This is a genomic window from Chitinophaga nivalis (assembly GCF_025989125.1).
Classification (GTDB): Bacteria; Bacteroidota; Bacteroidia; order Chitinophagales; family Chitinophagaceae; genus Chitinophaga; species Chitinophaga nivalis.
Map to the genome: position 1 here is coordinate 8,188,935 of NZ_JAPDNR010000001.1, position 26,590 is coordinate 8,215,524.

Here is a 26,590-nt window from a genome sequence, read left to right on the forward strand (position 1 = left end):
AATGTTCATCAACCCTGCACCTACCGTATTACGCTACTCCCCCATCCAGGCGGCAGGCACGTAATACGGTATGTTGCCCAACCCTTTACCTGTATGAAAAAACATGTATTACTCCTGGGAATGGCAGCACTCCCGCTGTTGACAGCCTGTCTGAAAAACAACCCTGCCGGATTCCCCTACACACCACCGCTCCGGATCACGGATATAAAAGGCCGGAATAATTATGCACCCGGCCGCGACTCCATCATCATTACCTATAACAACGCCGGTAACCCGATACGCATCGTGAGAGGTGAAACCAGCACCGGCAGCCCAAGTTTTCAACTGCGCTACGATCGCCAAAACAGGTTAAGAGATATCATTGGCGTATACAATGGCCGCGAAAACATTGGGGACTACTTCGAAATCTGGCACCGCTACCATTATGACCGTTACAACCAGGTCATCGCTGATACCACTTATTCCTTCGGTGTTATCGGGCAACAGGATCCCCTCCCCAGGCCCGGACAACCTGCCGTTACCATCGGTAATATTTTCTCCTTTTCCTACGACTCCCAACACCGCATCAACCGGTCATCCATGGAAGTGGGTCCCGTACATACCATAACAACTACCTGGTACTACAACAGCGCCGGCAATGCTTACCGCATCCACACACGTGATGTATGGCACCAACCGGATTCCCTGCCCTACCCGGATACGGATAGATACCCGGTGTACGATAATAAAGTCAACTTCCGGCGGCTGCATCCCGTATGGCAACTGATAGACCTCGACTACAGCCGTAACAATCCTTTTCAGGCAACGGCCTACAATATTTACGGCCTGCCGCTCGACATTCCTATCCATCCCAAAGAATACCTCAACATACTAGGTATAAATAGTTTTTCCGCTATCGACGAAATCAAATATGCGCATTAACCGCACTACCTGCTGTTACATCGCATAATCCATATCAGCCATCATGCTGTATGGTATCCTGACTGTTTTTTTATCTTTCCATAAATCTCTATTCCCCATGAAACAAATCACTTTGTTCCTGCTGGCTATTGTTTTGGTCAGCTGCTCCAAACAGGATGCATCCCGTCAACTTCAACCCAGCCTTGCCGGTACCAGGATTTTAAAACTGGTTGGGCCAAGTTATTTGTCCAGCCCCGGGCTGGATTCTGCAGTGATTACCTACAATAGCCTGGGAAATCCTACCCGGGTAAAGCGCGGTTATACTGGTACCGGCAGCCCGGGTTATGAACTCCGCTACAATGCACAAAACAGACTTACAGATATTATCTGGGAATATAATGGCGGAGAAAGCATCGGCAGTTACTTTGAATCCTGGCATAGATTATCTTACGATCCACAGGGTAGAATTGTGCTCGATTCCACCTATTCTTTTGGGGTGATCGGTGCGCATGGTCCCCTGCCACGCCCTGACCAAACAGAAGTCACGTTGGGTAACATCTTCCGGTATACCTATGACGGCAGTAACCGGATCATTAAAATGGCGATGGGGCTTTCTCCTACGGCGCCTTATTATACCATCGACTGGTATTATAATTCTTTGGGAAATGCCTATAAAATCACCTATACCAGCTATCCTTTTAAAAACAATGCCGGCACACCAAACGTGACCGACACCTACCCTACTTATGATACTAAAACCAATGCGCGCCGGCTGCATCCCTTCTGGCAGTTTATAGACAGGGACTACAGTAAAAACAATCCGTTTACCGCCAGTTCCTACAACATCTACAGCTTACCCAATGACGTTCCTGGCATCGTCAGCAATCCTAACGGATTAATATACATGGGATTGAACAGTTTTAACAACCTGGTGATTAAATACAATTAATACGATTGCCTTACGCATATCATCATTATGCGTAAGGCATTTTTGCCATCATTTTTATTGACCTGCAACATGAAAAAATTGACCATTATCTTTTTAGCGCTTGCGCTAACCAGTTGCCTTAAACCTACTCCTACTCCCTATCCACAGTATCCCGGTTTAAAAATTATTTCCTGGAAAGGCACCAGTATTGCGGCACCGAATGATGGTCCAGATTCCGTTCGGTTTACCTATAACCGTAAAGGCAATCCGATCAGGGTAGAGCGGGCACATACCAGTACCGGCATTACACAGTATCAGCTCCGGTACGATCAGCAGGACCGGCTGCGGGTGCTGATTAATTCTACCATTGGCGCAGAAGCCATCGGAGATATTTTTGACGAATGGCATCAATATTATTACGACAAACAACAAAGGATCGCATTGGATAGCGTGTATGTTTTTGGTCGTATCGGCCCGCACGGTCCTATACCCAGAAGTGGCAACCAGGTGGATCTTGGTTATGTGATTACGTTTGCCTACGACTCGCTCAACCGGATTGTACAAGTGACCAGAAAAGTAGGTGGCCACGCCACGAATGCTACTATTTCTACCTATCATTACAACCAACACGGTAATGCTTATTGGATCAATGAACAGCGACCTTACGGCGAACCGGCACTCAACACTTATCCGGTGTATGATGACAAATTCAATCCACACAGATTACATCCTGTCTGGCAGTTCATTGATCAGGATTACAGTACCAATAATCCGTTTATCGCTGTCGGTTATAATAAGCTGGGACTACCCACCAGCGTGCCTATTCCACCTAAAACAACACCTTCTTTCTACTTCGGTTTATTTGGTTTTATCACCATTGATCATATCAAATATGGCTATTAAAAAAACCGTCAATTTATTACGGTATCCCTGAACATACAAGACCGCTATTTATTCCATTATTAAATCCTTATTACCATGAAATCAAACTATCTCTTAGCGTTATTAACGCTTATTTTTGCTGGTTGCGTGAAACCGGCGCCTACCATCTTTCCGCAGCATACCGGATTAAAGATCCTTTCCTGGAAAGGCACTAGTGTGGCTGCTCCCGACGATGGCAGTGATTCTGTGAAGATCACCTATAACAGGGCCGGTAACCCGGTCAGGATACAGCGGATACACACCAGTACCGGTTATCCACATTACAAACTGCAATATGACCAGCAACAGCGGCTCACCGACCTCATTGAATTCTACGGTACCAATGAACAGATAGGGGATGTTTTCCATGCCTGGCATAAGTTTGTTCACGACAACCAAAACAGGATTATAAGGGACAGCATCTATGTTTTTGGTTTCTTCGGACCTCATGGCCCGCTACCTAGGCCACATAGCTCAGGTATCGATGACCTGTACTCCTATGCCTATGATGCGCAAAACAGGATGGTAAAAATGACGCGGAAGATGGGTGATCTCAACAGTGATGATATCACTACCAACTACCATTACAACAGTCAGGGAAATGTTTATTGGATCAAGGTACGCCAGCCCAATACGGATTCATTGCAATATCCGAATGCAGACATCTACCCTACCTATGATCATCAATTTAACCCGCACCGGTTGCATCCTGTCTGGCAATTCATTGATAGGGATTATAACAACAATAATCCTTTCAATGCCGCCAGCTACAATATATACGGCTTACCCACCAGCATTCCTATTGATCCAACACTGGGTTATTTCTCTTATTTCGGCATCATTGGTTTCAAGACGATTGATCACATCAAATATGGCTACTAAAAAACACGATACCGGCTGTCAATCAAACGACGGGTTATTACAGTACCACTGAACATACAGCACCGCTATTTATTCCATTATTAAATCCTTATTACCATGAAATCAAACTATCTCTTAGTGTTGTTAACGCTTATCCTTGCCAGTTGTGTAAAACCGGCTCCTCCCACCTTTCCGCCACCGCATAAGGGCTTAAAATTGCTTTCCTGGGCAGGTAACCGGGTGTATCATTATGGTCGTGATTCCGTGAAGATCACCTATAACAGCGCCGGCTACCCGGTCAGGATATTGCGGGCAGAATCCGGCACCGGCTACCCTCATTACAAACTGCGATATGACCGGCACAATCGCCTCACCGACATGATTGAGTTCTTTTACGACCGTGAACAAACAGAGGATCCTTTCCATGCCTGGCATAAATTTGTGCACGACAATAAAAACAGGATTATTCAGGATAGCATCTATGTTTATGGCTCCTTCGGACCACATGGCGAGCTTATCCCCAGGCCCAATGCTACGTATATCGACGATTTCTACATGTATGCTTATGACTCACTTAACAGAATTATCAAAATAACCAGGAAAGTAACTGGTCCTTATCACGATACCGTTGTCACAACCTACCATTACGACAGTCGGGGAAACGCTTATCAGATCAATGTACGTGAGCAGGGTAAGCATTCCCTTCAAAATCCTGGCAGCAATACCTACCCGGTTTACGATGATAAGTTCAATCCACACCGGCTGCATCCTGTCTGGCAATTCATCAGTAAGGATTACAGTACCAATAATCCCTTCATCGCTGCCAGTTACAATATATACGGCTTGCCTACCAGCATGCCCGTCCCTAACGCTGATTTTTTCTACTATTTCGGCATAGTTGGCTTCGAGACGATCGAAAACATCAAATACGGGTATTAAGCTATCAAAAAAATGACAGCCGGTATCAGTTCAACAGGGACGTAATTCCCTAAAAAAATTAAGCATTACACTGTTGTGAAGAGCGATCGCTTTTTCACAACAGGTAATGCTTAATACCAGATCAGGAAATCCGGTTATACTAACTTAAACGTTTCGGTGAATTTGGTAGTAAAGTTGCCTTTACGGAAATTCTCGTCGCGCATCAGTTGCTGATGGAACGGAATGGTTGTTTTCACGCCTTCGATTACAAATTCGCTCAGTGCGCGCTCCATGGTGTTGATCGCTTCTTCGCGGGTTTGTGCCATGGTGATGATTTTCGCTACCATGGAATCGTAGTACGGAGGAATCACATAACCGGCATAGATGTGGGAGTCTACCCGCACACCGTGACCGCCTGGGATATGTAATACCGTGATTTTACCGGGAGACGGACGGAAGTCGTTGTAAGGATCTTCCGCATTGATACGGCACTCGATGGCATGCATCTGTGGCATATAATTTTTTCCGGAGATCGGAATACCCGCAGCAATTTTGATTTGCTCTTTTACGAGGTCAAAATTGATGACTTCTTCTGTTACACCATGTTCTACCTGGATACGGGTGTTCATTTCCATGAAGTAGAAGTTACGGTGTTTGTCTACCAGGAACTCGATGGTACCAACGCTTTCGTAGTTGATGGCGCTGGCAGCTTTGATCGCTGCTTCACCCATCTGTTCGCGCAGTTCCGGTGTCATGAAAGGAGAAGGAGATTCTTCTACCAGTTTCTGGTGACGACGCTGGATAGAACAGTCTCTTTCACTCAGGTGGCATACTTTGCCGTATTGGTCACCTGCAATCTGGATTTCAATGTGACGGGGTTCTTCCACGAATTTCTCCATGTAGATACCATCGTTATTGAAAGCAGCACGGGCTTCATTTTTAGCCATGTTGTAGGCGTTCTCCAGCTCACTTTCTTCCCATACCACACGCATACCTTTACCACCACCGCCGGCAGTAGCTTTGATGATTACCGGGAGACCCATTTTCAGCGCAATTACTTTCGCTTCTTCTACGCTCTCCAGGAGGCCTTCGGAACCAGGAATAACCGGTACACCGGCAGCAATCATGGTTTCTTTGGCGGTCATTTTATCACCCATTCTGCGGATCATATCCGGTGTGGGTCCGATGAACTTGATACCATGTTCACCGCATATTTCTGCGAAGCGGGCATTTTCGGCGAGGAAGCCGTATCCGGGATGGATAGCGTCTGCATTGGTGATTTCCGCTGCAGCCATCAGGTGAGGGATGTTCAGGTAAGACTCGCTGCTTTGCGGTTTGCCTATACATACCGCTTCATCTGCAAACTTCACATGCAGGCTGTCTTTATCTGCTGTAGAATAAACTGCCACCGTTTTGATTCCCATCTCCTTACAGGTACGGATAATCCGGAGGGCAATTTCGCCACGGTTAGCAATCAATATTTTTTTAAACATTGTTTTCCTTATAAGTTAATAATAGCGGTTAGCTTGTAGCAATTGACTTTCAGCAGTTAGCCTTTAACCTGACACGGATGCCAGCGGCTAAAGGCTAACTGCTTATATTCAGATGCTATTATTACGGTTCAACTAAAAACAAAGGTTGATCATATTCTACCGGAGAAGCATCGTCTACCAATACCTTCACGATTTTACCACTCACTTCACTTTCGATTTCGTTGAATAATTTCATGGCTTCGATAATGCAAACTACTTTACCGGAAGCTACTTCGTCACCAACGTTTACGAAAGCAGCTTTGTCTGGACCAGCGCTGCGGTAGAAGGTACCGATCATGGGTGATTTGATAGTAACCAGGTTGTCTGCTTTAGCAGCGGCAGCAGGTGCTGTGGCGGCAGGAGCAGCAACGGCTACAGGGGCTGCTACAGGAGCTGCAGCGGCTACTGTTTGTACAGGCGCTGCGGCGGCAGGCACTGCGATAACCTGTTGTACTTCGTTATCTTTCTGTTTTATTGTAATCTTAAACTTGTCCTGTTCAATGCTCAGTTCACTGATATTTGATTTGTTGATCATTTTTACCAGTTCCTGAATCTGTTTAAAGTCCATGTAGACAGTTTTTGGTTTAGAAATTATATAAAATATGTAGGGATTTTTCTATTCCTATTATCCGGGAGGGCGCCACTACAAGTGATGTCACAGCAGTAGTCTCCGGTTAAACAGTTAAATAAAAAAATCCCAATAAAAAGTTTATTCTTTTACTCTCTCGATGTATTCACCGGTTTTGGTGTTCACACGAATTTTCTCCCCTTCTTCCACAAACAGCGGAACCATTACAGTAGCACCTGTTTCAACGGTAGCCGGTTTCAGGGTACGGGTAGCAGTATCGCCTTTTACACCTGGTTCGGAGTAAGTAACCAGCATTACTATTTTATCCGGCAGTTCTACCGCCATAAACTGATCTGTTTCAGTGTTGATCTGTACACTCACTTCCTGACCATCTTTCAAAAACTGAGGGGCATCGATGGTGTTTTCAGGCATAATGATTTGTTCAAAAGTTTCATTATCCATGAAGTTATAACCAGTATCGTCTTTGTACAGGAATTGAAAAGCTTTCTTTTCAATTCGCACCGGGAAGATGGTATCTCCGGAATTCCAGGTATGCTCTATGGAACGGCTATTGTCAACGCCTTTCAATTTAGCCCAAACCTTTGCAGCTGCACGGGCGGTTTTATTCTGACCAAACTCTACAACAGAATACAAACTGTTTTCCAGTTTGATGATTAATCCTGTTCTGATATCTGCGGTGGTAGCCATAAATTTAGGTTACGGATTTTAAGTTAAAAATTTATACGGATTGCAAAAGTAAAAATTTTCGCATATGAACGAGCAACTAATTCCCAAAAATAGGGAGATTCGCGCCTTTTCAACCCAATTTTCGGCTTTTTTCTCCAATAAATCACATTAAAGGGGTAAATTGAACATTAAATCAAGCAATTTTTTCTGACCATGCGTTACCTGATTCTAGTTATTTTATGCTGGCTGCCCGCTTTAGCAAAGGCTCAAACCACTACTGCCACCACTACCAAACCACCTTATCTGCAATATCCAATTATTCCGGCTTTTCCGCTGACGATGGTAGATGGACACATCATTACCAAAAATGACCTGCGGAAAAATGAAAAAACCATGGTATTTGTTTTCAGCGTAGATTGTGATCACTGTAAGCACCTGACCGAAGAAGTGTTGAAAGATATTGACAAGTTCAAAAAAACACAGATCCTGATGGTAACCCCCTTCAAGGTAGAGCAAATGAAGGAATATTATGATCGTTATAATATCAAAAACTATCCGAATATCATCATGGCCAGTGAACCCACCCGCCAGATCATGTACTTTTATGACCTGAAATATTTCCCGGGATTATATATATATGATAAAAAACAGCATTTCGTAAAGGGTTTTGAGGGAACAGCTAAGGTAGATTCCCTGCTGTATTTCCTGAACAAATAATATCGCGTTAAATTGTCGCGGAACGAACTGTTTATATAGTGCCGAATCATTACATTTGTTTAATTACATTCATCACAATCATTCTTCACTTTTAAAGCTATAGACAAAATGAAAGTTACCGTAGTAGGAGCCGGAAATGTGGGCGCAACCTGTGCCAACGTGTTGGCCCACAGAGATTTTCTGCAGGAGGTGGTTTTATTGGATATTAAGGAAGGAACAGCTGAAGGAAAGGCACTTGATACCTGGCAACAGGCTCCCATCGATTATTACAGCACCAAAGTTACCGGCGTTACCAACGATTACGCTAAAACAGCCAACAGTGACGTAGTAGTAATTACTTCCGGCTTACCCCGTAAACCTGGTATGAGCCGCGACGACCTGATTTCTACGAATGCCAACATCGTAAAATCTGTTACCGAAAATATCACCAAACATTCTCCGGAAGCCATTATTATTGTAGTGAGCAACCCACTGGATGTGATGACCTATTGTGCTTTCCTGACTGCCAAAAAAGACAGCAGCAAAGTATTCGGTATGGCTGGTATCCTGGATACTGCCCGTTACCGTGCTTTCCTGGCCGACGAAATTGGCTGTTCACCTAAAGATATCCAGGCAATACTCATGGGTGGCCACGGCGATACCATGGTGCCACTGCCCCGTTACACTACTGTAGCCGGTATTCCGGTAACAGAACTGGTAGCAGCAGATAAACTCGAAGCGATCATCCAACGCACCAAAGTAGGCGGCGGCGAAATCGTAAACCTCCTGGGCACTTCCGCCTGGTACGCACCAGGTGCTGCAGCAGCACAGATGGTAGAAGCCATCGTAAAAGATGAAAAACGTATATTCCCTGTATGTGCATGGCTCACCGGCCAGTATAACCTGAAAGATATTTACCTGGGAGTACCTGTAGTTTTAGGCAAAAAAGGCATCGAAAAAATCATTGAACTGCAACTCAACGATGAAGAAAAAGCTTCCCTGAATACTTCCGCCCAACACGTAAAAGAAGTGATGGACGTATTGGATAAAATGCAGTCTGCTACTGCATAGGAAGAAAATCACGTTTAAAGCATTGGTTACGCACTGCAAGCAAGATACCCGGGAAGATCATCCGCTATGAGCCGCTCATACAATCTCCTTTATATCTTACTTACAGTGCGTAATTTTTAAACTGTAATTCGTAATTTTTTTTAATATTATTTTCCCTCTGGAAGCGGATTCAGTGTTAAAAAAGAATTGTAATTTTGATAGAAGGTGCTAACACGGTATAAATGAAAGCCTTCCAAACCGTTACATCACATTTAGTTTAACTCTGAGTATATGTCTAATCTTGAAAAACTAATCACACAAAAAACCTTCGAAAATGAAAACCAGCGGGGTTTAATCAGCCTCATATTTGTAGGTAACTGGATCACCTCCCGACATCAGCAATTTTTTAAGCAATATGATATCACCATGCAGCAGTTCAACATTTTGCGTATTCTGCGTGGCCAACACCCTAAAGCGGCAAGTATCAACGTATTAAAGGAAAGAATGCTGGACAAAATGAGCGATGTTTCCCGGCTGGTAGAAAGACTGCGGAAAACAGACCTCGTAGAACGTAAAAGCTGCGAAATGGACCGGCGTGCAGTAGATGTGCGTATCACGGCCAAAGGACTGGAGCTGCTTAAAACCATTGATACAGAACTCGGCCGGCTGGACGATGCATTCAAATCATTGAATGAAAAAGAAGTCCAGCAGCTCAATAAACTGCTGGACAAAATGCTCGAAAGCTATCATTAATTATATTTCTTCCAGGTAATTGAGATCTTTCCCAAATGTTTCTTCGATCTTCCAGGCGGTGATCACCGCAATCCCAATACAGATCACTGCAACAATAGCTCCGCTTTGTAAGAACGTAAAGTAGTTTTGTGTTTTAATAAACAATATAGAAATCAAGGGTAACATGCCGCGGGCAAAGTTAGGTACCGTCGTAGCCACCGTGGCTCTCAGATTCGTACCAAAACTTTCGGCAGCTATGGTGACGAAAATAGTCCAGAAGCCCACACTGAATCCCAGCAGGGTGCATACCGTATAAAATGCCGCCTGCGTAGCGCCGTGCATATTCAGGTATATGGCCACCATAATAGCCGTGAACACCAGGAATAACAGCATCACCTTCCGGCGGCTTTTCCATACCTGACTGAGATAACCGGTGGCAAAATCGCCCACCGTTAACCCGGCATAACAAAAAGCCACTGCGTCACCAGGATTAATACTGCCCTGTACCTGCATGATAGCCGCAAATTTATTGGAGAAAGCTATCAGGATACCTACCACAAACCAGGTAGGGGTACCTAACAATAAACATTTCAGGTATTTCAAAAAACGGTCTTTTTGGGTAAATAAGGAAAAAAAGCTCCCTCTCGCCGCCGAAGTTGCCTTCACCTGGTTAAACATCTGCGACTCCATTACACTCACCCGCAGGATCAGCAACGCCAATCCCAGTCCGCCGCCAATGAAATAACAGATCCGCCAGTTTTCTACCAGCTTGGCAATGAGGTTGGCCGCCACCGCACCGGAAACGCCTACTGTAGCCACAATCATGGTACCATAGCCGCGCTTTTCCTTCGGTAGTATTTCTGATACCAGGGTAATCCCTGCGCCCAGTTCTCCGGCCAGGCCGAAGCCTGCCACGAAGCGCCACAGCAGATAACCATTGATGCTATGCACAAAACCATTGGCAATATTGGCAACAGAATAAATAAGGATGGAACCGAATAAGACACTGAGTCGTCCTTTTTTATCGCCGATGATCCCCCAGAAGATACCGCCGACGAGTAGTCCCAGCATTTGAATGTTGATCAGCAGCAATCCCGCACCGGCATCGATTTCACTTTGTGGCAGGCCTAATTCCTTTAAGCTGGGTACCCGCACAATGGTAAATAGCAGGAGATCGTAAATGTCTACAAAATAGCCCAGTGATGCCACGATCACCGCTATATTAAAAATAGAAACGGAACGGCTTTCGGTTTTCATTTGTTTTGGTTGATAAACGTCAGTTATTGGTTGATAACTGTAATATAAAAACAAAAAGGACCATATAGGTCCTTTTTGTAGTATTTTTTTTACAACTATGTAGTATTTTTTTACACCGCGGAATCGGTGACTTCCGGCTTCTCTTCGGCCGGATCGTGTGGCCGCGGTTTGGCTTTACCAAAAATCAGTTTGATAAACACCGGTAAGGTAGTAACCAGTACAATCACCAGGATCACCAGTTCCAGGCGATCTTTCAGACCTGGGAACAGTTTATCGAGGTAGTGCCCTGCCAGCATCATAGAGAATACCCAGGCAAAGGAACCGATGACATTATATAACATGAATTTTTTGCGGTCCATTTGTACGATACCTGCCACAATCGGGGCAAACGTACGGATGATCGGCAGGAAGCGGGCAAAGAAAATAGCGCCGCCACCATATTTAACGAAGAAATCGTGGGCCTGATGCAGGTGTTTCTGTTTAAAGAAAAACGTGTCTTTCTTTTTAAACATCAGCGGACCGGATTTCTGACCGAACCAGAAACCCACCATATTTCCCAGCACCCCTGCTACCGCAATCAGCAACATGAGTACCACCAGGGGCATATCAAAGAAGCTGCGGCTCAGGTCTTCCCCATAGATACCTGCTACAAACAGCAGGGAGTCTCCCGGCAGGAAAAATCCAATAAACAAGCCTGTTTCTGCAAAAATAATTGCCAGCAACAGGTACAGTCCACCATGTTCAATAATCCACGAGGGATTAATGAGGTGTTTAAAAAACTCAATCATCTGGTCCATGCTAAATACTCAGTTTCAGAATCGGTAAAATATGAATTAATCTGTTACACTTTTGTTAAGGTAGCGTTAGCAATTTCGCCGGCGTTCTTATTTTCCCATTTAGAAACTACTGCTGTAGCCATGGCATTACCGATTACATTGGTAGCAGAACGGCCCATATCCAGCAGGTGATCCACACCCAGCAACAATACCAGTCCTCCTTCCGGAATATGGAACATAGACAGGGTTCCTGCTATTACTACCAGCGATGCGCGGGGAACGCCGGCAATACCTTTACTGGTAATCATGAGTACCAGCAGCATGGTGATCTGCTGATCAATAGTCAGGTGCATACCATAAGCCTGGGCTATAAACAGGCTGGCAAAGGTCATATACATCATAGAACCATCCAGGTTAAAAGAGTAACCCAGCGGTAATACAAAACTTACGATACGGCTATCACATCCGAATTTTTCCAGTTCTTCCATGGTGCGGGGGTAAGCCGCCTCACTGCTGGCAGTGGCAAAAGCCAGTAACAACGGATCTTTAATATGTTTCAGTAATTTAAATACGGGTTTACCTAAAATCAGCCATCCTACCAATGCCAGTACTATCCACAGGCTGAATAAGCCGCCATAAAACTGTACGATGAATTTACCGTAGGTAATTAATACACCAGGCCCTTTGATGGCGATGATGGCAGACATAGCGCCAAATACAGCAAATGGTGCGAAGTTCATCACAAAGCCGGTTACTTTCAGCATGATGTGCGCCACGCTATCCAGTAACTTGACAACCGGCATCGCTTTTTCGCCGATGGCAGCAGCGGCTACCCCAAAGAAAATAGAGAATACAACGATCTGTAATATTTCATTGGTAGCCATCGCACTGATCACGCTATCCGGTACCACGTGGTGAAAGAAGCCTTTCAGGGACATATCTGCCTTGGCAATTCCCGTTGCGGCATGTGCATCCGGCAACGGTAAATTCAGCGATACCCCTGGTTGCAGGATGTTTACCAGCACCAATCCCAGGAACAATGATACAAAGGTTGCACTGATAAACCACAACATCGTTTTACCGCCAATACGGCCTACTGCTTTGATATCGCCCAGCTTCGCCACCCCCACTACCAGGGTGGAAAATACCAATGGAGCAATGATCATTTTAATGAGCCGCAGAAATATATCAGTAAGAATAGAAATTTTATCGGCGAATTCCTGCGCGAATCCGGGGGTTTTAGCATCTGCATTGCCATAGAGGAGGAATACGGCGTAACCGGTGCCGATACCAACTACCATGGCTATAAAAATATATAATGTCAATACGTTTGATGATTTCTTCATGCAGAGCCGGTATTTCTTCTTTAAAAAATTTAATAATGTATGTTGCTAATGGAAAATTTCCCAAAAATAAGGTTAAGCAGCTAAAAACGAACCTGAGCGGGCAAAATAAAAGTAATCGTTTATAATTTAGATATTATATTTGGCGACCGACAACCATCAACAACAAACTAAACTACCTTAACACGTCAACCACAATAAGATTGCTATGAGCAAACTCTTTGCTAAAAAACAACTCTCTGTTTTACTCTCCGAAGCATCAGACTCAGAAAAAGGACTCAAGCGAACGCTGGGTGCCGGTTCTCTGATTGCCCTCGGTATCGGCGCTATCATTGGAGCCGGTTTGTTTGTAAGAACAGCGGCAGCTGCCGGACAGCATGCCGGACCCGCTGTCACTATTTCCTTCATCATTGCCGCTATCGGATGCGCACTGGCAGGATTATGCTATGCAGAATTTGCCTCTATGATCCCTATTGCCGGTAGTGCCTATACTTATTCCTATGCTACTCTGGGAGAATTTATTGCCTGGATCATCGGTTGGGACCTCGTGCTGGAATATGCATTAGGCGCCGCTACCGTAGCTATCGGGTGGTCGCAGTACCTCAATAAACTGCTGACCAATGTTTTCCACATTACCATTCCCTATGAATGGTGTCATAGCCCATTTGAGACCTCCGACGCCGGCGTACAGGGTATTATGAACGTACCATCCCTGTTTATCGTGCTGGCGCTTACCTTATTGCTAATCCGCGGTATAAGCGGTTCTGCTATTGTGAATAACATCATCGTTATCACCAAAGTTGCCATTGTGTTGCTGTTTATTTTCCTGGGATGGCAGTTTATCAATCCTGCTAACCACACGCCTTTCACCATTGCAGCTGATGCCGGCACGGTAAAAATGCACAATGGTCAGATCGTGGATTACTCCCGCTTCTGGAATCATGGCTGGCCGGGTGTACTACGGGGAGCCGGGGTGGTATTCTTTGCCTTCATTGGTTTTGATGCCGTTTCCACCGCTGCGCAGGAAACCAAAAATCCGAAGAAGAACATGCCTATCGGTATCCTGGTATCGCTGGCTATCTGTACCCTGTTATACATTCTCTTTTCCTTTGTACTGACAGGTATCGCACCTTACTCCGACTTCCTGAAAGCAGGTGGTGAAGCATCTGTAGCGTATGCGATTGATACTTACATGCCTGGTTACCAGTGGTTATCTACCTTTATCACAGTGGCTATCCTGGCGGGATTTTCTTCCGTTATCCTGGTGATGCTGCTGGGTCAGACCCGCGTATTTTACTCTATGAGTAACGACGGACTGGTACCGCCTGTATTCTCCAAACTGCATCCGAAATACCGTACACCGTACCGTTCTCAATGGATGTTTTTTGTGTTTGTATCCCTGTTTTCCGGTTTCATACCTGACAACGTAGTAGGCGACATGACCAGTATCGGTACCCTGTTTGCCTTTGTACTGGTATGTATCGGCGTTATTGTGATGCGTAAGAGCAATCCGGAGGTTCCCCGTTCTTTCCGTACGCCGCTGGTGCCATTTGTTCCTATCCTGGGGGCACTTTTCTGCTTAACCATGATTATCAGCCTTGGACTGGAAAACTGGGCCCGTTTATTTGTATGGCTGGGCATTGGTTTCATTATATACTTCGGTTATAGCGTGAAACACAGTAAAGCCCGTAAAATGTTGGATAAATAATTAATTATATATCTTACAGCAAGGGGGAAAGGCGAAAATGCATTCATTTTCACTTTTCCCCCTTGCTGTTTTCTCACTTATACAGAATCTCTTATTTTTGCGTTCTGAATTTACAAGTCACCTATAATTATATACCTCTCAAAATGGGAAGAATATTTGAAGTAAGAAAATCGACCATGTTTGCCCGCTGGGATAAAATGGCCAAAGCATTCTCGAGAATTGGAAAAGAAATAGCCATTGCGGTAAAGGCTGCAGGCCCCGACCCCGACAACAACCCTGCGCTGCGCCGCTGCATCCTCAATGCGAAGAGCGTAAACATGCCTAAAGACCGCGTAGATGCGGCCATTAAGCGTGCGATGGGCAAAGACAAGACCGATTACGAAGAAGTGGTTTATGAAGGGTATGCACCGCATGGTGTGGCCGTTATCATAGATACTGCTACTGATAATACTACCCGTACTGTAGCCAACCTCCGTATGCACTTTACCAAAGGTGGCGGTAGTTTGGGTAACAGTGGTTCCGTAGGTTTCCTGTTTAACCGTGTAGGTGAATTCAAAATTAAAAATGCCGGCCAGGATATAGAAGAGCTGGAACTGGAACTGATCGACTTTGGTTTGGAAGAAATCGGGGAAGACAGTGAAGGCAATATTATCATCCGGGCAGCCTTTACCGAATATGGTAACATGGCCAAAGCGCTGGAAGATAAAAAGCTGGAAGTGATCAGCTCTGAGCTGAAACGTATTCCTACTACCACTGTGGAGCTGAATGATGAGCAGGCGAAAGAAGTGCTGGAACTGGTAGACCGCCTGGAGCAGGACGACGACGTACAGCAGGTTTTCTACAATCTGAAATAAGGTTATCTTTTTATAATATTACCACCAAACAAGAACGTCCGCCTATTACAGGCGGACGTTTTTGCTGATTGGAACGGTAAAATAGTTCCTGGCCTGGCTTTTACGCTTTGGCAATCATGTGGGTTCGGTCCAGTTCATTGATAATGAACATGAGGCCTTTTCCATGATAGGTTTCCAATTTTACGGAGGGATCTTGCGCAATGTGCTTGCGTAAACGGGTGAGGTAAACGTCCATTACCCGTTTTGTAAAGAAATCGTCTTGTCCCCAAACGCTGTTGAGGATCTGCTCCCTTAACAATTTCTTATTTGAATTTTCGCAGAGGAAGCGAAGGAGTTCCGCCTCTTTTGGGGCCATACGAACATGGGCTTCAGAATCTTTATGTCTGATGTTGAATTGAGTATAGTCAAAAACCAGGTTACCCATGGTATATACGATCCGCTTTTCGCTCCGGAGGAGTTTACTGCGTTTCACATATACTTCTATGCGATAGATGAGTTCCTGTACATTAAAGGGCTTGGTCACATAATCATCGGCGCCGCATTCAAAGCCCTGCATTTTGTCCTGCTCCATATAGCGGGACGTCGTAAAAATGATTGGAATATTCTCATCGATGGAACGGATATCACGCGCAAGGGTAAAACCATCTTTTTTCGGCATTACCACGTCGAGTAAACAAACGTCGTAGATACTTTTCTGAAAATGATCCCAACCGTCTTCACCGTCTTCACAAAGGGTTACATCATAACCAGCTCGCTCCAGTTGTCTTTTCACAACCTTCGCAAAGAACTGATCGTCTTCCACGAAAAGAATGCCTGTTTTCATATTGCGGGTGATTTTGGATGATTGAATCTCAGCAGTTAGTTAATACATAAGTTATCAGTTAAATGTAATAGGCAACAAAAGGGTGATCGACTCCGAATTTTCATGATGTGCAACGATAAGGTAACCCGAGGGACCGACTAAATTTGATTTGTTGTCATTCTACATTCTAATAAACAGGTTTTAACAAACGGCGGGGTATCTCTCCGTAAAAAAAATTTTACCCGCTCCGTTTTAATTCACCACATGCCGGGTCTGACCCGCTAAAAACGCCCTCACATTATCAATGGCCGTCATCATCAGCCGGCTTCTGGCATCGCGTGTAGCCCAGGCAATATGCGGAGTTATCAATACACCGGGCGCCGTGATCAACGGATTATCTGCCGCCGGTGGCTCCACCGATAATACATCCAGTCCGGCGCCGGCAATCGTACCTGCTGCCAAAGCTGCCGCCAGATCCGCCTCCCGGATCAAAGGTCCCCGGCTGGTATTAATTAAGAACGCACTTTTTTTCATGGTAGCCAGCAACGCGGCATTGACAAACTCCCGGTTATCCACATTCAACGGGCAATGCAGCGATACGATATCCGCCTCCCGGAAACAAACTTCCTGGCTCACAAACGCCACTCCTGCCATCGCGTCCCGCTCCGGATACTTATGACTCACGATTACCTTCATGCCGAAAGCCAGCGCTATACGGGCCACGGCCTGCCCTATCTGCCCGAAGCCGATAATCCCCAGCGTCTTGCCATCCAGCTCTGTCAGCGGCGCTTTCCAGTAGCTGAAATCTATGCTGCGCGTCCACTCCCCTGCCCGTACACTATCCGCATGCAGGCCTACCCGGTTGCATAATTCCAGGATGAGCGCAAAAGTCAGCTGGGCCACCGACGCCGTACCATAGGCCGGTACATTGGTCACCGGTATACCCCGCTCCCGCGCTGCCGCCAGGTCTACCACATTATATCCTGTAGCAATAACCCCGATATATTCCAGCTGGGGCAGCTCCCGGATGGTTGCTCCACTGATCACCGATTTATTCGTTAACAAGATATGCGCATGTTTCGACCGTTCCGGTACCAGGTGTTCCGGTGTTCTGTCGTAAATCGTTACGTTACCCAGCGCCTCCAAAGACGACCAGTCCAGGTCACCGGGGTTTAAAGCAAATCCGTCCAGTACAACAATGTTCTTCATCCCTATTTTTTTGGCGATAAAATTAGGCCTATAATATTATGCGTCATAACAAATTGTATTAACGGTGGGCGTGTCTTATCATCCGATTGTCAATTTATGATAGCCTGCTTACACACCTTGACTGCCCGCTGTCGGACCTTGACTGCCTGTTTACACCGCCTTACTGTCAGTTTACAACCCTTGACTGCTTACTGACATTTCCTTTCTGTTTGCTTACACTGCTTGACTGTCAGTTTACATGACTTGACTGCCCCGTTACATCCTGTTTTTTACAATTGACAAGGCTTGTTTAACCGTTGACAAGACTGGATAAACAACTGACAACACTTGATTTATTTTTTTGGTGATGTTAATTAATTATTGATATTGCGACCGATCGTTTGCACGATATTTATTTCCTGCCTACCCCAACTTTCTGAGCAAATCACATAAGAGAAACTGTACACACTATATACAACCCTCAATGATTTATTTATCCTTTTAAGAAAAACCACATGAACCGTAGACAACTCAATGTACTCAGCATGTTCCAGGCAGTACTGTCCCACCTGGACCAATTCCCTGCCACCTGGCAGCCTATCGCGCCGGCGGTACCCTTGATAGCCGGTTTCCGGACCAACGTTGCTGAGCTACTTACCCAATCTCAGTTGCAGGAGCAACACAACACTGTCGGGCACACCCAAAACAAAGATCAGCACTTCGACAAACTGCGCGACGCCATGCACCAGCTCAGTCTGAAAGCACGCGCATACGCCAAAAGCGATTCTTTGTACGTCATGCTCCAGGATGTAGATTTCCCCTACTCCGCCCTGGAAAACACCTCCGAACAATTGCTGCTGCAACGCGGCGCGCGTATTGCGCAGCATACCCGGCAGGCATTGCCCTCCCTGGAACCTTATCAGGTAACAGAAGCGGAAATCACGGCCCTCGAAAAACTTATCGCAGAAGCCGCCCCACTCGCCCCGCAACGTAACGTCATTGCGGGCTCCAGGAAAACTGCTACCAGCACGATTCCTGAAATTATTAATGCAGCAAAAGAAAAATTAGACATTCTCGACGACCTAGTAGAAGGACTGGTGACCGACGTCACCTTTGCAGAAACGTATTTTAACCTGAGACGAATTAACGATACACCCGGCAGGAATAATTCCAAACCCTCCAAAGACAATTGATGGTTGGAATATAGGTGTATAGTTTCGGAGACGGCGATGTGAGAGCATCGCCGTTTTTTCATTTATGAACTTTTTTAATTCACAAATAGTCTCACCTCTTATACTCCCTGTAGTACTTTAGTTCGATAATGGTGAATATCCATTTTGAATAACTTTTCCCGTTATTTTCGATAGAAAAATTTCCCTATGAGCAAAAAATTCTTGGTAGAAGTCACCTCCCAGCATCCCTCTTCTAAAGGCAAATTATTACTCTCTATCTTAGGTGAAGAACCTAATGACGCAGCTATATTCGACACCCTCCCCGGCGTTAACAGAAAACGTAGAGGGCCTTATCATTATGAACTCCGGTTTGGATATACCAGTTCAAACGCCGATGTATTAGGCTACAAAGCAAAATACCTGCGTACCACCGATCAGTTAAAAGAATGTATCAAAGTGCTGGCAGCACAAGTGTCGTAATTTTTTTGAGAGAAATATTTTTTATTCTGATGAAAAATAGTAACTTCAAAACAGCTTCCTCAGCTAACTTTGTATCCATGTAACTTTGTTATTTAATGCACATTTGAATACCTGTCCCACAAGGTGTTTCAAATGTTTGCTGCTTGTTGTTTGTTCAGATGTTTGATGTATAATGCTTGGGGACTTTTGCTTTGCTTTATGTTGCTTTTGGGTTTTTAAAATTTGTAATTAATCAGGATGGCTTACCTATTATATATTTTGATGTTTATTTGGTGTGCTGTTGATTGATTGCAAAAAAAGAGAACTTCATTCTTGTTTCTACATTATGGTGAGTTGATGTTGTTGTTGATTGGTTGCAAAAAAGGTAGAACTTCATTATTGTACTTTGGGCAACATAAATAATATCTGCTGTTAATTGGTTGCAAAAAGGTATAGCTTCATTGCAGAAAAAGTGTGTTCTTGTAACTATATTGCTGTTGATTGGTTGCAAAAAAGGTATAACTTCATTGTAATATCTGTATTTAGGGTTTTAATCACAGCTGTTGATTGGTTGCAAAAAAGGTATAACTTCATTCCAATGCATCCGGCCCAGCTGAACTGTCCCGCTGTTGATTGGTTGCAAAAAAGGTATAACTTCATTCATCCCGTATATGACTCCTGCATCATATATGCTGTTGATTGGTTGCAAAAAAGGTATAACTTCATTTGCCACCGCCCCGGATAATTTCGTGTTCTAGCTGTTGATTGGCTGCAAAAAAGGTATAACTTCATTATTTTGTGCGTCATTTGTTTCCGGATATCGGCTGTTGATTGGTTGCAAAAAAGATATAACTTCATTGCAGAAACAGGTACACCTTTTCCGTATTTCGCTGTTGATTGGTTGCAAAAAGATATAACTTCATTACTTCATTCACATTATCGGCGACCGGCTTGGCTGTTGATTGGTTGCAAAAAAGATATAACTTCATTGTGGTAGGATTTGGCTGCAGTATCTTTGCGGCTGTTGATTGGTTGCAAAAAAGGTATAACTTCATTGGGACTTTGACAATCCAGTATCGCAGATCAGCTGTTGATTGGTTGCAAAAAAGGTAGAACTTCATTCCTATTGTCTGCTATGTATGAGTAATCGGGCTGTTGATTGGTTGCAAAAAAGGTAGAACTTCATTCGATGTCTCCTTGAAATTTCCGACGTTTCCGCTGTTGATTGGTTGCAAAAAAGGTAGAACTTCATTAACTGTTTGCTGCTGCCTTCTTCGCCTATCGCTGTTGATTGGTTGCAAAAAATGTATAACTTCATTTTACTGGTAACTGGGAAGACATTGCTGTCAGCTGTTGATTGGTTACAAAAAAGGTATAACTTCATTAGAAGATTATCCATGTTATCTTTCACATATGCTATTGATTGGTTGCAAAAAATGTATAACTTCATTTTTTATACACCATCTGTTTGATGCCGCCCGCTGTTGATTGGTTGCAAAAAAGATATAACTTCATTAGTATTTCACTAATCCGCTGAAAGGTAAAGCATTACAGTAGGTTTTTCGTTGAAAAATCTACTGTAATTTGTCAAAAACTCATTAAAATTCTGCATTTTTTACTATCCTATCAGAAAAGCTCCAGTTGTGTAGGGGCAGGTGAAAAACTGTTCGCAAGTACTATAATAATTTCAATCTGATAAGTACAAAACCTCATAGCCATCATAAATTTATTCGAGGTAGTAAAGCCTAAAAAAGGAAAGCATTATTTTCCGAAATAAGATCAACTATTCAGCCAATACAGACAGTAAACAAAGACTTATAACACGGCATACAATACAATCTCACATCTCCAAACGAAAAACATAAACGTTCAAATATTCCCTTACAATTTTTCTCTCTATTATCAGATATTCAACACCTCTATTTTATATATTGGGAATAGAAATATGCTTTTTGCTATTAAATAATTGTTGTTTTCAATTGCTACTTCAAAGTATAAACAGTAGATTTGTTTATCAGTATAACCAGCTTATACTTGCCAGGTAAAGCCTAAATCAGCGTGACGACCAATAATGGGTTATCATAAGCATATTGTAAATATGCCGCCTTTAGGGTCTGGCTTTTTTTATACCCAAAACTTTTTATGCAAAGCCACATTTTCCTGGATGAAAGTGGTGACTTGGGCTTCAAATTCGACTCTCCCTATCGCGAAAGGGGCTCGCTGTTGATTGGTTGCAAAAAAGGTATAACTTCATTTAATGTAGGATTGCTGAATGCTGTCGGCTTGCTGTTGATTGGTTGCAAAAAAGGTATAACTTCATTCCTCGCTAGGTAACCACTTTTTCAGCGCGGGCTGTTGATTGGTTGCAAAAAAGGTATAACTTCATTTTAACGGCTTTTGTATGTAATGTTTTACAGGCTGTTGATTGGTTGCAAAAAAGGTATAACTTCATTATCTCATCGATGTGATCATTGATTCATAGTGCTGTTGATTGGTTGCAAAAAAGGTATAACTTCATTGGTATATTAAAAGCCTAAAAAATGTTACCAGCTGTTGATTGGTTGCAAAAAAGGTATAACTTCATTATAATCTGTTTCAGGCTGGTACCGGATCCTGCTGTTGATTGGTTGCAAAAAAGGTATAACTTCATTAGTATTTCACTAATCCGCTGAAAGGCAGACTATTACAGTAGGTTTTTCGTTAAAAAATCTATTGTAATTTGTCAAAAATCCATTAAAATTCTGCATTTTTTACTATCCTATCAGAAAAGCTCCAGTTGTGTAGGGGCAGGGGGTAACAATTGCTCAGTGGCGCCAAAGAAGTTAAGTATATCTCCATACTGCTTATCTGTAACTTTCAGAATACTGACATGTCCTTTTTGCGGAACCGCCTCCCGAACCCGTTTCATATGTACTTCTGTACTTTCTTCACTGGCACAATGACGGGTATAGATGGAGAATTGCATCATTACAAATTCATCCTTGATACACAGACGATAAGAACGCTCAACATACTATTGCTGTAACATGCCCCTGTGTTGCAGATTACCCAATACATCCAGCTTTACCTTCATCGGGTTTTGCAACTTCCAGGCTTTGAAGCTGCCGATACGTAACAACTCACTATCGAAACTCAACGTAGCAGCGGTCACTTTCCGGAATGTATAATCTCCCTTGGATATTTTTTGCACCCGGTATAAATGTTTACTCAGCTGCTGTTTGTTATGCCAGTCGATTTCATCTGCCTGTAATCCCAGTATAAACAGGTCGTTGATCTGGAGAATGGCAATTATTTTATACCCATCTGCCGGCATATCAAAAACAGGTACTTGTTGCTTTCTTTTTTCCACAGCATCCCAGAAGGTAACCACGTATTCCGCCAGTTGTCCATCGGATTGCTGGTAAACCATTACGCCAAAATTATTATCCGGCTCCACCCACTGATTAATACCTTCTTTTAGCGGTACGGCGTTGGAAAAGTTTTCTTTGATCCGTACTTTCCTGATAGGTGTTTGAGTACCGTTGTATGCTGTTAAAAAAACCTTCGGTTTAATAGCCACTATCTTTTTATCTACCTCATCTTTTTCCACCTCGAAAAATGCGCCTTCCGGCACTTCATATTTTTCTTTGGAGTAGTGATTTATTTTCCAGCCATTACTAGCCGGGATAACCAGCTGTTTGTCGGTGAGCGCGGTAAACAATAGAGGCGTTTGTTGCCAGGTGCTGATAATAGCTGCTTCTACTGCGTTGCGTACTGCCGGATCAACAATTTTATCTACCTGCGCCCGTTTAGTAATTTGCGATAATGGTTTCGTTATATGAAAGGCCGTGTTACCGGCGGCGTCTTTTCTTCTGCCATAAATACTTTCTCCATGTAAAGGTCCCCGTATGGATTTTGCCTTTATCTGGTGTTTGATGTTATCCACCACTATTGTTTTGGAGATGCTGGTTACAATTCGTAGTCTTTGCTGATGACTCACCATTGCCTGCTGTACTGCCTGTAATGCCTGGTTATAATAACCTGGCCAGGGTTCTGGAAAATTCATCTCCCGTTTCACAAATTCTTCTTTCAGCAGACCTTTTCCTTTCATGGTAGATAGCTGTTGCAGGTAAGATGTTTTCGTGAATGCAATAGTAAGCGCATCTACCAGGTGATGCCGGTGATCAGACCTGCTTTTATAAGGATAAAAAATGTGCTTCCGGACATTCCCCTGTAATACGATGCCTGATTTAGACAACTCTTTTATGGTGTTGTCATTCGCCTTTTTATTGCTTTGCCAGGCCACCGCTTTCACCACTTCTTTGCTCTCATTGATCACAATATAGTATTCTCCATCCGGCAGCTCCTCCGTAGTTACCGGGGCATTCAACAGACTATCCAGCCCCCAGTAATGCCGGAGCTTCCCCGTAACCTCTCCTTGCGTGACAGTTACCTTTTTACAGACTTTTTCCAGGTACTTTTTAGCTACCCGGCTGATATACCGGGTATCATTCAGCTTTTTGTCTTCAAATTCTTTCAGGGTAGGTGTTTTCTCTTCAATAAAACGTCGCCATTTGGAATAAGGCAATAACTGTAAAGCGCGGGCTTTTACTTCTTCCCAATGCGCTGGTCCCATATCCTGGGTAAAGAATGTATAGGGCGTCCGATTACCTTTCCGGTTATTCATCTCCCGGAAACAAAGCGTTTTATTCGCCAAACTGTCATCCAGTGATACGGTGTAGGGAACGATATGCTCTACATCTACTTCCCCATTGAATAATTTCCGTGGTGTAATCACATCGCCCCTATAAGGGCATAATACCTGACCAAATTTTTTCTCAATCTCCCGGTACAACTTCACCTTCTGTATATTACCGACAGTATATGGCAGGTTACCCCATTCATCCAGCAGCAATTTGATAGCATCATTTTCTCTTTCATTTTCAAACTGCCGTATCCTGATTTCGTTGCGATCTTCAATAGAGGATTTTAACTCCCTGCTCAGTTCTATCCTTATTTCATCCGGTTTACCATACTTTTCAATAATGGCATTGACCACTTTTCGCAGCTCAAACAATGCCTGCTGTACTACCGGGTTACGCACATTTTCCGGTTCCGGTAAACAAGGCATACTGCCATCTCCTTTATCAAAATCAATAGAATGGTGGTATATTTTTTCAGACTGCTTCGGAGAAATATCAAATTCTGTCTGCAACCATTGTTTGGTAGCCGCAGGCACATCTAAGTCCTTAGTACCATACAGATCGATCGCACCGGAGAGGATATAATTTTTCTTCTCCTCCGGAAAAAGCTCCCACGCGGCTTTCCCAAATACATTAACAATGCCACCCAGCCACACTGCTTCATGATACAGATAACCTTCTTCCAGGAAAGGTAAAACCTGTAGGGTAGCTTTATAGGAAAGGCTGCTATATCCTTTGGAGGGTTTAAACTGCAGAAACTGCATGAGTTGTTTTTCTGTCAGCTGGAATTTTCTGCTGAGATAAGCTTTCGTTTTTTCCTTGTCTTCCGCGAAATATTTGATCTGTAAAATTTCTTCCTGTTCTTCCAGGGTTTTGGCGTCCCATATGGCAGGGGTGAATATTTTCCGTAGTGAGGAAATAGACAACGTACCTGCCACCATTTTCTTATCGTCGTAGTTAAACCGATTAATGGGTATTTTCAGTTTCTTCGCAATAACATCAAAATTGAATTTTTCCTTGCTGAAAAATAATCCTACTAACAACTGCCGTTGCTGTTCTGACAACGGTTTACCATCTAATTTAATACCGTTGATAAACTCCCAGGTGCGGCGCCGTTCAAATGCGATACTACTATCCCGGCATCGTTTTTTATTTTTCTCCAGGGTACATTTTCCCACCAGGTGCGACTGCGATTTCAATGGCCGTTGCATAAACAACAATCCGGTAGTAGCATCGCCTATCTGCGCTTTGAATGCAGCCGTTAATAGATCCGGATAAAAGATTTGCTGGCGTTCCCAGATCACTTCAAATTCATCGGTATACATTTTCCGGGTGGTATACCGGTTCCGCCACCGTTTTTCGTGGGGATTGGTTTGGTACAGGCCATTCCCCAATGTGCCATACTCCATTACCAGCTGCTGCGTTTCATTGATACCGATTTTATTATCCTTCACACTGCCTTCATACAGCTTGCCTTCTTCGTCATTATCCTGGTTAATAGCCTCCTTATAGCCTCTCCTCTGCGTAAAATGATATAATACCCTACCCAACTCCCATAAACCCAGTTTCTCCCCATTAAAAGCCCGGCTACGACATTCATACGGATCGATACTGAAAAAAAGCCGCAAGACTGCCGGCAGCGGACTCACCTGCAGCTCTTTCCTGATATCGGCTACCACCGGAAACATATCATACTGCATCAGATACCTGGCCAACCGGTATTTACGGTATTTCTGCCGGGCGCTTTGCCGCCTTACCTGCCGCTTGGTTCTGCGGTGCATATTTTTCGGGATCTCTTTCCCCTTGTTATCACGGTTTACACCTTCGGGGAAAATACGTACACCGGCAGCAATAATCTCTTGTTGTACATCGTCGATGAGTGCCCAGCCGAGGGAATTGGTACCGGCATCTATACCCAGGATTTTCGTCATAAGAGGGATTTAATATACAGTGAGGCTATGAATGTAATACTCTTCCCCATAGGACCGGCGCGGATTAACCAGTGCATAACATTTACATATGTAGAAAGCCGTTATCTTTAAAAAGCTTTTATAAGATATTCTATATTTTTATTCCTTTTTTGCAACCTTTTAACAGTAAGGCCATTGGCCGCAGGTGTAAAACCTTTTGGCGCTGCTTCGGTGGCGCTATTTTTTTACCCAAACGGGTCCCTATTAATTAGTATCTTACTGTATGTTTATTGCAGTCACCCAATAACCATTCGCCATGTATAAAAGAAGTCCATATTTTGATCGTATTGTTCAGGCTACGCCTGCTGAAACTAAAAACCGCATTGCCGATTCTTTCGCCATTAGTGAGCAAGTTTTAGCCATACTGGAACATAAGCGTATCAGCCTGACAGCTTTTGCAAAATCTTTACAAGTATCCCCCGAAACTGTTCACAACTGGATGGCAGGCAATCATCATTTCACACCAGAAATAATGCTGCAGATAGAGCAGGTTTTAGGCGAAAAAATTTTATTGTCCGACTATATACATCCTGATCCTATCTCAACAAAACACTAACCGACATTCCTCATTCATATTATCTGTTCT

The 26,590-nt window shown here is 43.9% G+C and carries 23 protein-coding genes and 3 CRISPR repeat arrays; of the genes, 13 read left to right on the top strand and 10 right to left on the bottom strand.

All coding sequences use genetic code 11. From position 1 onward, the window contains the following. Positions 1–93: 93 nt before the first annotated feature. From OL444_RS30135 to OL444_RS30155, 5 genes are all read left to right on the top strand, one after another. Complete coding sequence (locus OL444_RS30135) at positions 94–921, top strand: hypothetical protein (RefSeq protein ID WP_264727105.1); 828 nt, start codon at positions 94–96, stop codon at positions 919–921. Between the two features lie 97 nt (positions 922–1,018). Continuing rightward, a complete protein-coding gene (locus tag OL444_RS30140; protein WP_264727103.1) occupies positions 1,019–1,849 on the top strand; it encodes a hypothetical protein in 831 nt (276 codons plus the stop codon). 69 nt (positions 1,850–1,918) lie between these two features. Then, positions 1,919–2,731 (top strand): hypothetical protein, encoded by an 813-nt coding sequence (locus OL444_RS30145; protein ID WP_264727101.1) that lies wholly within the window; start codon positions 1,919–1,921, stop codon positions 2,729–2,731. A gap of 75 nt (positions 2,732–2,806) precedes the next feature. Continuing rightward, entirely contained in the window at positions 2,807–3,631 is an 825-nt protein-coding gene (locus OL444_RS30150) for a hypothetical protein (protein WP_264727099.1), read from the top strand. 96 nt (positions 3,632–3,727) lie between these two features. Continuing rightward, a complete protein-coding gene (locus tag OL444_RS30155; RefSeq protein WP_264727097.1) occupies positions 3,728–4,549 on the top strand; it encodes a hypothetical protein in 822 nt (273 codons plus the stop codon). A 134-nt stretch (positions 4,550–4,683) separates the two neighbouring features. On the opposite strand, the gene accC is transcribed toward OL444_RS30155, so the two are convergent. The 3 genes from accC to efp form a co-directional block, all read right to left on the bottom strand. Then, the gene (gene accC / locus OL444_RS30160) at positions 4,684–6,021 is read right to left on the bottom strand and encodes an acetyl-CoA carboxylase biotin carboxylase subunit (protein ID WP_264727095.1); all 1,338 of its coding nucleotides are present in this window, start codon (positions 6,019–6,021) and stop codon (positions 4,684–4,686) included. Between the two features lie 121 nt (positions 6,022–6,142). Then, positions 6,143–6,628, bottom strand: a complete 486-nt coding sequence (accB, locus tag OL444_RS30165) for an acetyl-CoA carboxylase biotin carboxyl carrier protein (RefSeq protein WP_264727093.1) — start codon at positions 6,626–6,628, stop codon at positions 6,143–6,145. 141 nt (positions 6,629–6,769) lie between these two features. Beyond that, positions 6,770–7,336 carry an elongation factor P gene (efp, locus tag OL444_RS30170; protein WP_264727092.1) on the bottom strand — a complete coding sequence of 189 codons (567 nt, stop codon included), beginning with the start codon at positions 7,334–7,336 and terminating at the stop codon, positions 6,770–6,772. Positions 7,337–7,528: 192 nt separating this feature from the next. Here efp and OL444_RS30175 point away from each other — a divergent pair, with 192 nt between their 5' ends. The 3 genes from OL444_RS30175 to OL444_RS30185 all read left to right on the top strand — a co-directional run bounded on the left by OL444_RS30175 (position 7,529) and on the right by OL444_RS30185 (position 9,814). Beyond that, positions 7,529–8,032 (top strand): peroxiredoxin family protein, encoded by a 504-nt coding sequence (locus OL444_RS30175; RefSeq protein ID WP_264727090.1) that lies wholly within the window; start codon positions 7,529–7,531, stop codon positions 8,030–8,032. 108 nt (positions 8,033–8,140) lie between these two features. Next, positions 8,141–9,082 (top strand): malate dehydrogenase, encoded by a 942-nt coding sequence (gene mdh, locus OL444_RS30180; RefSeq protein WP_264727088.1) that lies wholly within the window; start codon positions 8,141–8,143, stop codon positions 9,080–9,082. Between the two features lie 270 nt (positions 9,083–9,352). Beyond that, positions 9,353–9,814: a MarR family winged helix-turn-helix transcriptional regulator gene (locus tag OL444_RS30185; protein ID WP_264727086.1), complete on the top strand. Its 462-nt coding sequence runs from the start codon at positions 9,353–9,355 to the stop codon at positions 9,812–9,814. Here OL444_RS30185 and OL444_RS30190 read toward each other — a convergent pair whose 3' ends face one another. The 3 genes from OL444_RS30190 to OL444_RS30200 all read right to left on the bottom strand — a co-directional run bounded on the left by OL444_RS30190 (position 9,815) and on the right by OL444_RS30200 (position 13,172). Beyond that, positions 9,815–11,050 carry an MFS transporter gene (locus OL444_RS30190; RefSeq protein WP_264727084.1) on the bottom strand — a complete coding sequence of 412 codons (1,236 nt, stop codon included), beginning with the start codon at positions 11,048–11,050 and terminating at the stop codon, positions 9,815–9,817. Between the two features lie 110 nt (positions 11,051–11,160). Then, the gene (locus OL444_RS30195; protein ID WP_264727082.1) at positions 11,161–11,847 is read right to left on the bottom strand and encodes a DedA family protein; all 687 of its coding nucleotides are present in this window, start codon (positions 11,845–11,847) and stop codon (positions 11,161–11,163) included. A gap of 44 nt (positions 11,848–11,891) precedes the next feature. Beyond that, on the bottom strand, positions 11,892–13,172 hold the full coding sequence (locus OL444_RS30200) for a dicarboxylate/amino acid:cation symporter (RefSeq protein ID WP_264727081.1): 1,281 nt from the start codon (positions 13,170–13,172) through the stop codon (positions 11,892–11,894). A 205-nt stretch (positions 13,173–13,377) separates the two neighbouring features. Here OL444_RS30200 and OL444_RS30205 point away from each other — a divergent pair, with 205 nt between their 5' ends. Both OL444_RS30205 and OL444_RS30210 read left to right on the top strand, forming a co-directional pair. Continuing rightward, on the top strand, positions 13,378–14,877 hold the full coding sequence (locus tag OL444_RS30205; RefSeq protein WP_264727079.1) for an amino acid permease: 1,500 nt from the start codon (positions 13,378–13,380) through the stop codon (positions 14,875–14,877). 143 nt (positions 14,878–15,020) lie between these two features. Beyond that, complete coding sequence (locus OL444_RS30210) at positions 15,021–15,731, top strand: YebC/PmpR family DNA-binding transcriptional regulator (protein ID WP_264727077.1); 711 nt, start codon at positions 15,021–15,023, stop codon at positions 15,729–15,731. Between the two features lie 100 nt (positions 15,732–15,831). Here the strand turns inward: OL444_RS30210 and OL444_RS30215 are convergent, their stop codons facing one another. Together OL444_RS30215 and OL444_RS30220 are read right to left on the bottom strand one after the other, a co-directional pair. Next, positions 15,832–16,554, bottom strand: a complete 723-nt coding sequence (locus OL444_RS30215) for a response regulator transcription factor (protein WP_264727075.1) — start codon at positions 16,552–16,554, stop codon at positions 15,832–15,834. Between the two features lie 231 nt (positions 16,555–16,785). Then, a complete protein-coding gene (locus tag OL444_RS30220; RefSeq protein WP_264727073.1) occupies positions 16,786–17,742 on the bottom strand; it encodes a D-2-hydroxyacid dehydrogenase in 957 nt (318 codons plus the stop codon). A gap of 494 nt (positions 17,743–18,236) precedes the next feature. Here OL444_RS30220 and OL444_RS30225 point away from each other — a divergent pair, with 494 nt between their 5' ends. Beyond that, positions 18,237–18,914: a hypothetical protein gene (locus tag OL444_RS30225; protein WP_264727072.1), complete on the top strand. Its 678-nt coding sequence runs from the start codon at positions 18,237–18,239 to the stop codon at positions 18,912–18,914. A gap of 186 nt (positions 18,915–19,100) precedes the next feature. Then, the gene (locus tag OL444_RS30230; protein WP_264727070.1) at positions 19,101–19,373 is read left to right on the top strand and encodes a hypothetical protein; all 273 of its coding nucleotides are present in this window, start codon (positions 19,101–19,103) and stop codon (positions 19,371–19,373) included. A 472-nt stretch (positions 19,374–19,845) separates the two neighbouring features. After that, positions 19,846–20,212: direct repeats of the CRISPR family, unit length 36 nt; unit sequence GCTGTTGATTGGTTGCAAAAAAGGTATAACTTCATT. 94 nt (positions 20,213–20,306) lie between these two features. Next, positions 20,307–20,869: direct repeats of the CRISPR family, unit length 36 nt; unit sequence GCTGTTGATTGGTTGCAAAAAAGGTATAACTTCATT. Positions 20,870–21,571: 702 nt separating this feature from the next. After that, positions 21,572–22,003: a CRISPR direct-repeat array (repeat unit 36 nt; unit sequence GCTGTTGATTGGTTGCAAAAAAGGTATAACTTCATT). A 110-nt stretch (positions 22,004–22,113) separates the two neighbouring features. On the opposite strand, the gene cas2 is transcribed toward OL444_RS30230, so the two are convergent. Then, positions 22,114–22,344 carry a CRISPR-associated endonuclease Cas2 gene (cas2, locus tag OL444_RS30235; protein ID WP_307735118.1) on the bottom strand — a complete coding sequence of 77 codons (231 nt, stop codon included), beginning with the start codon at positions 22,342–22,344 and terminating at the stop codon, positions 22,114–22,116. Between the two features lie 21 nt (positions 22,345–22,365). Then, positions 22,366–25,965, bottom strand: coding sequence for a type II CRISPR RNA-guided endonuclease Cas9 (cas9, locus tag OL444_RS30240; protein WP_264727069.1), 3,600 nt, complete (start codon positions 25,963–25,965; stop codon positions 22,366–22,368). Positions 25,966–26,260: 295 nt separating this feature from the next. Between cas9 and OL444_RS30245 the strand changes: the two genes are divergently transcribed. Beyond that, positions 26,261–26,560, top strand: a complete 300-nt coding sequence (locus OL444_RS30245; protein ID WP_264727068.1) for a helix-turn-helix domain-containing protein — start codon at positions 26,261–26,263, stop codon at positions 26,558–26,560. The last annotated feature ends 30 nt before the right edge of the window (positions 26,561–26,590 follow it).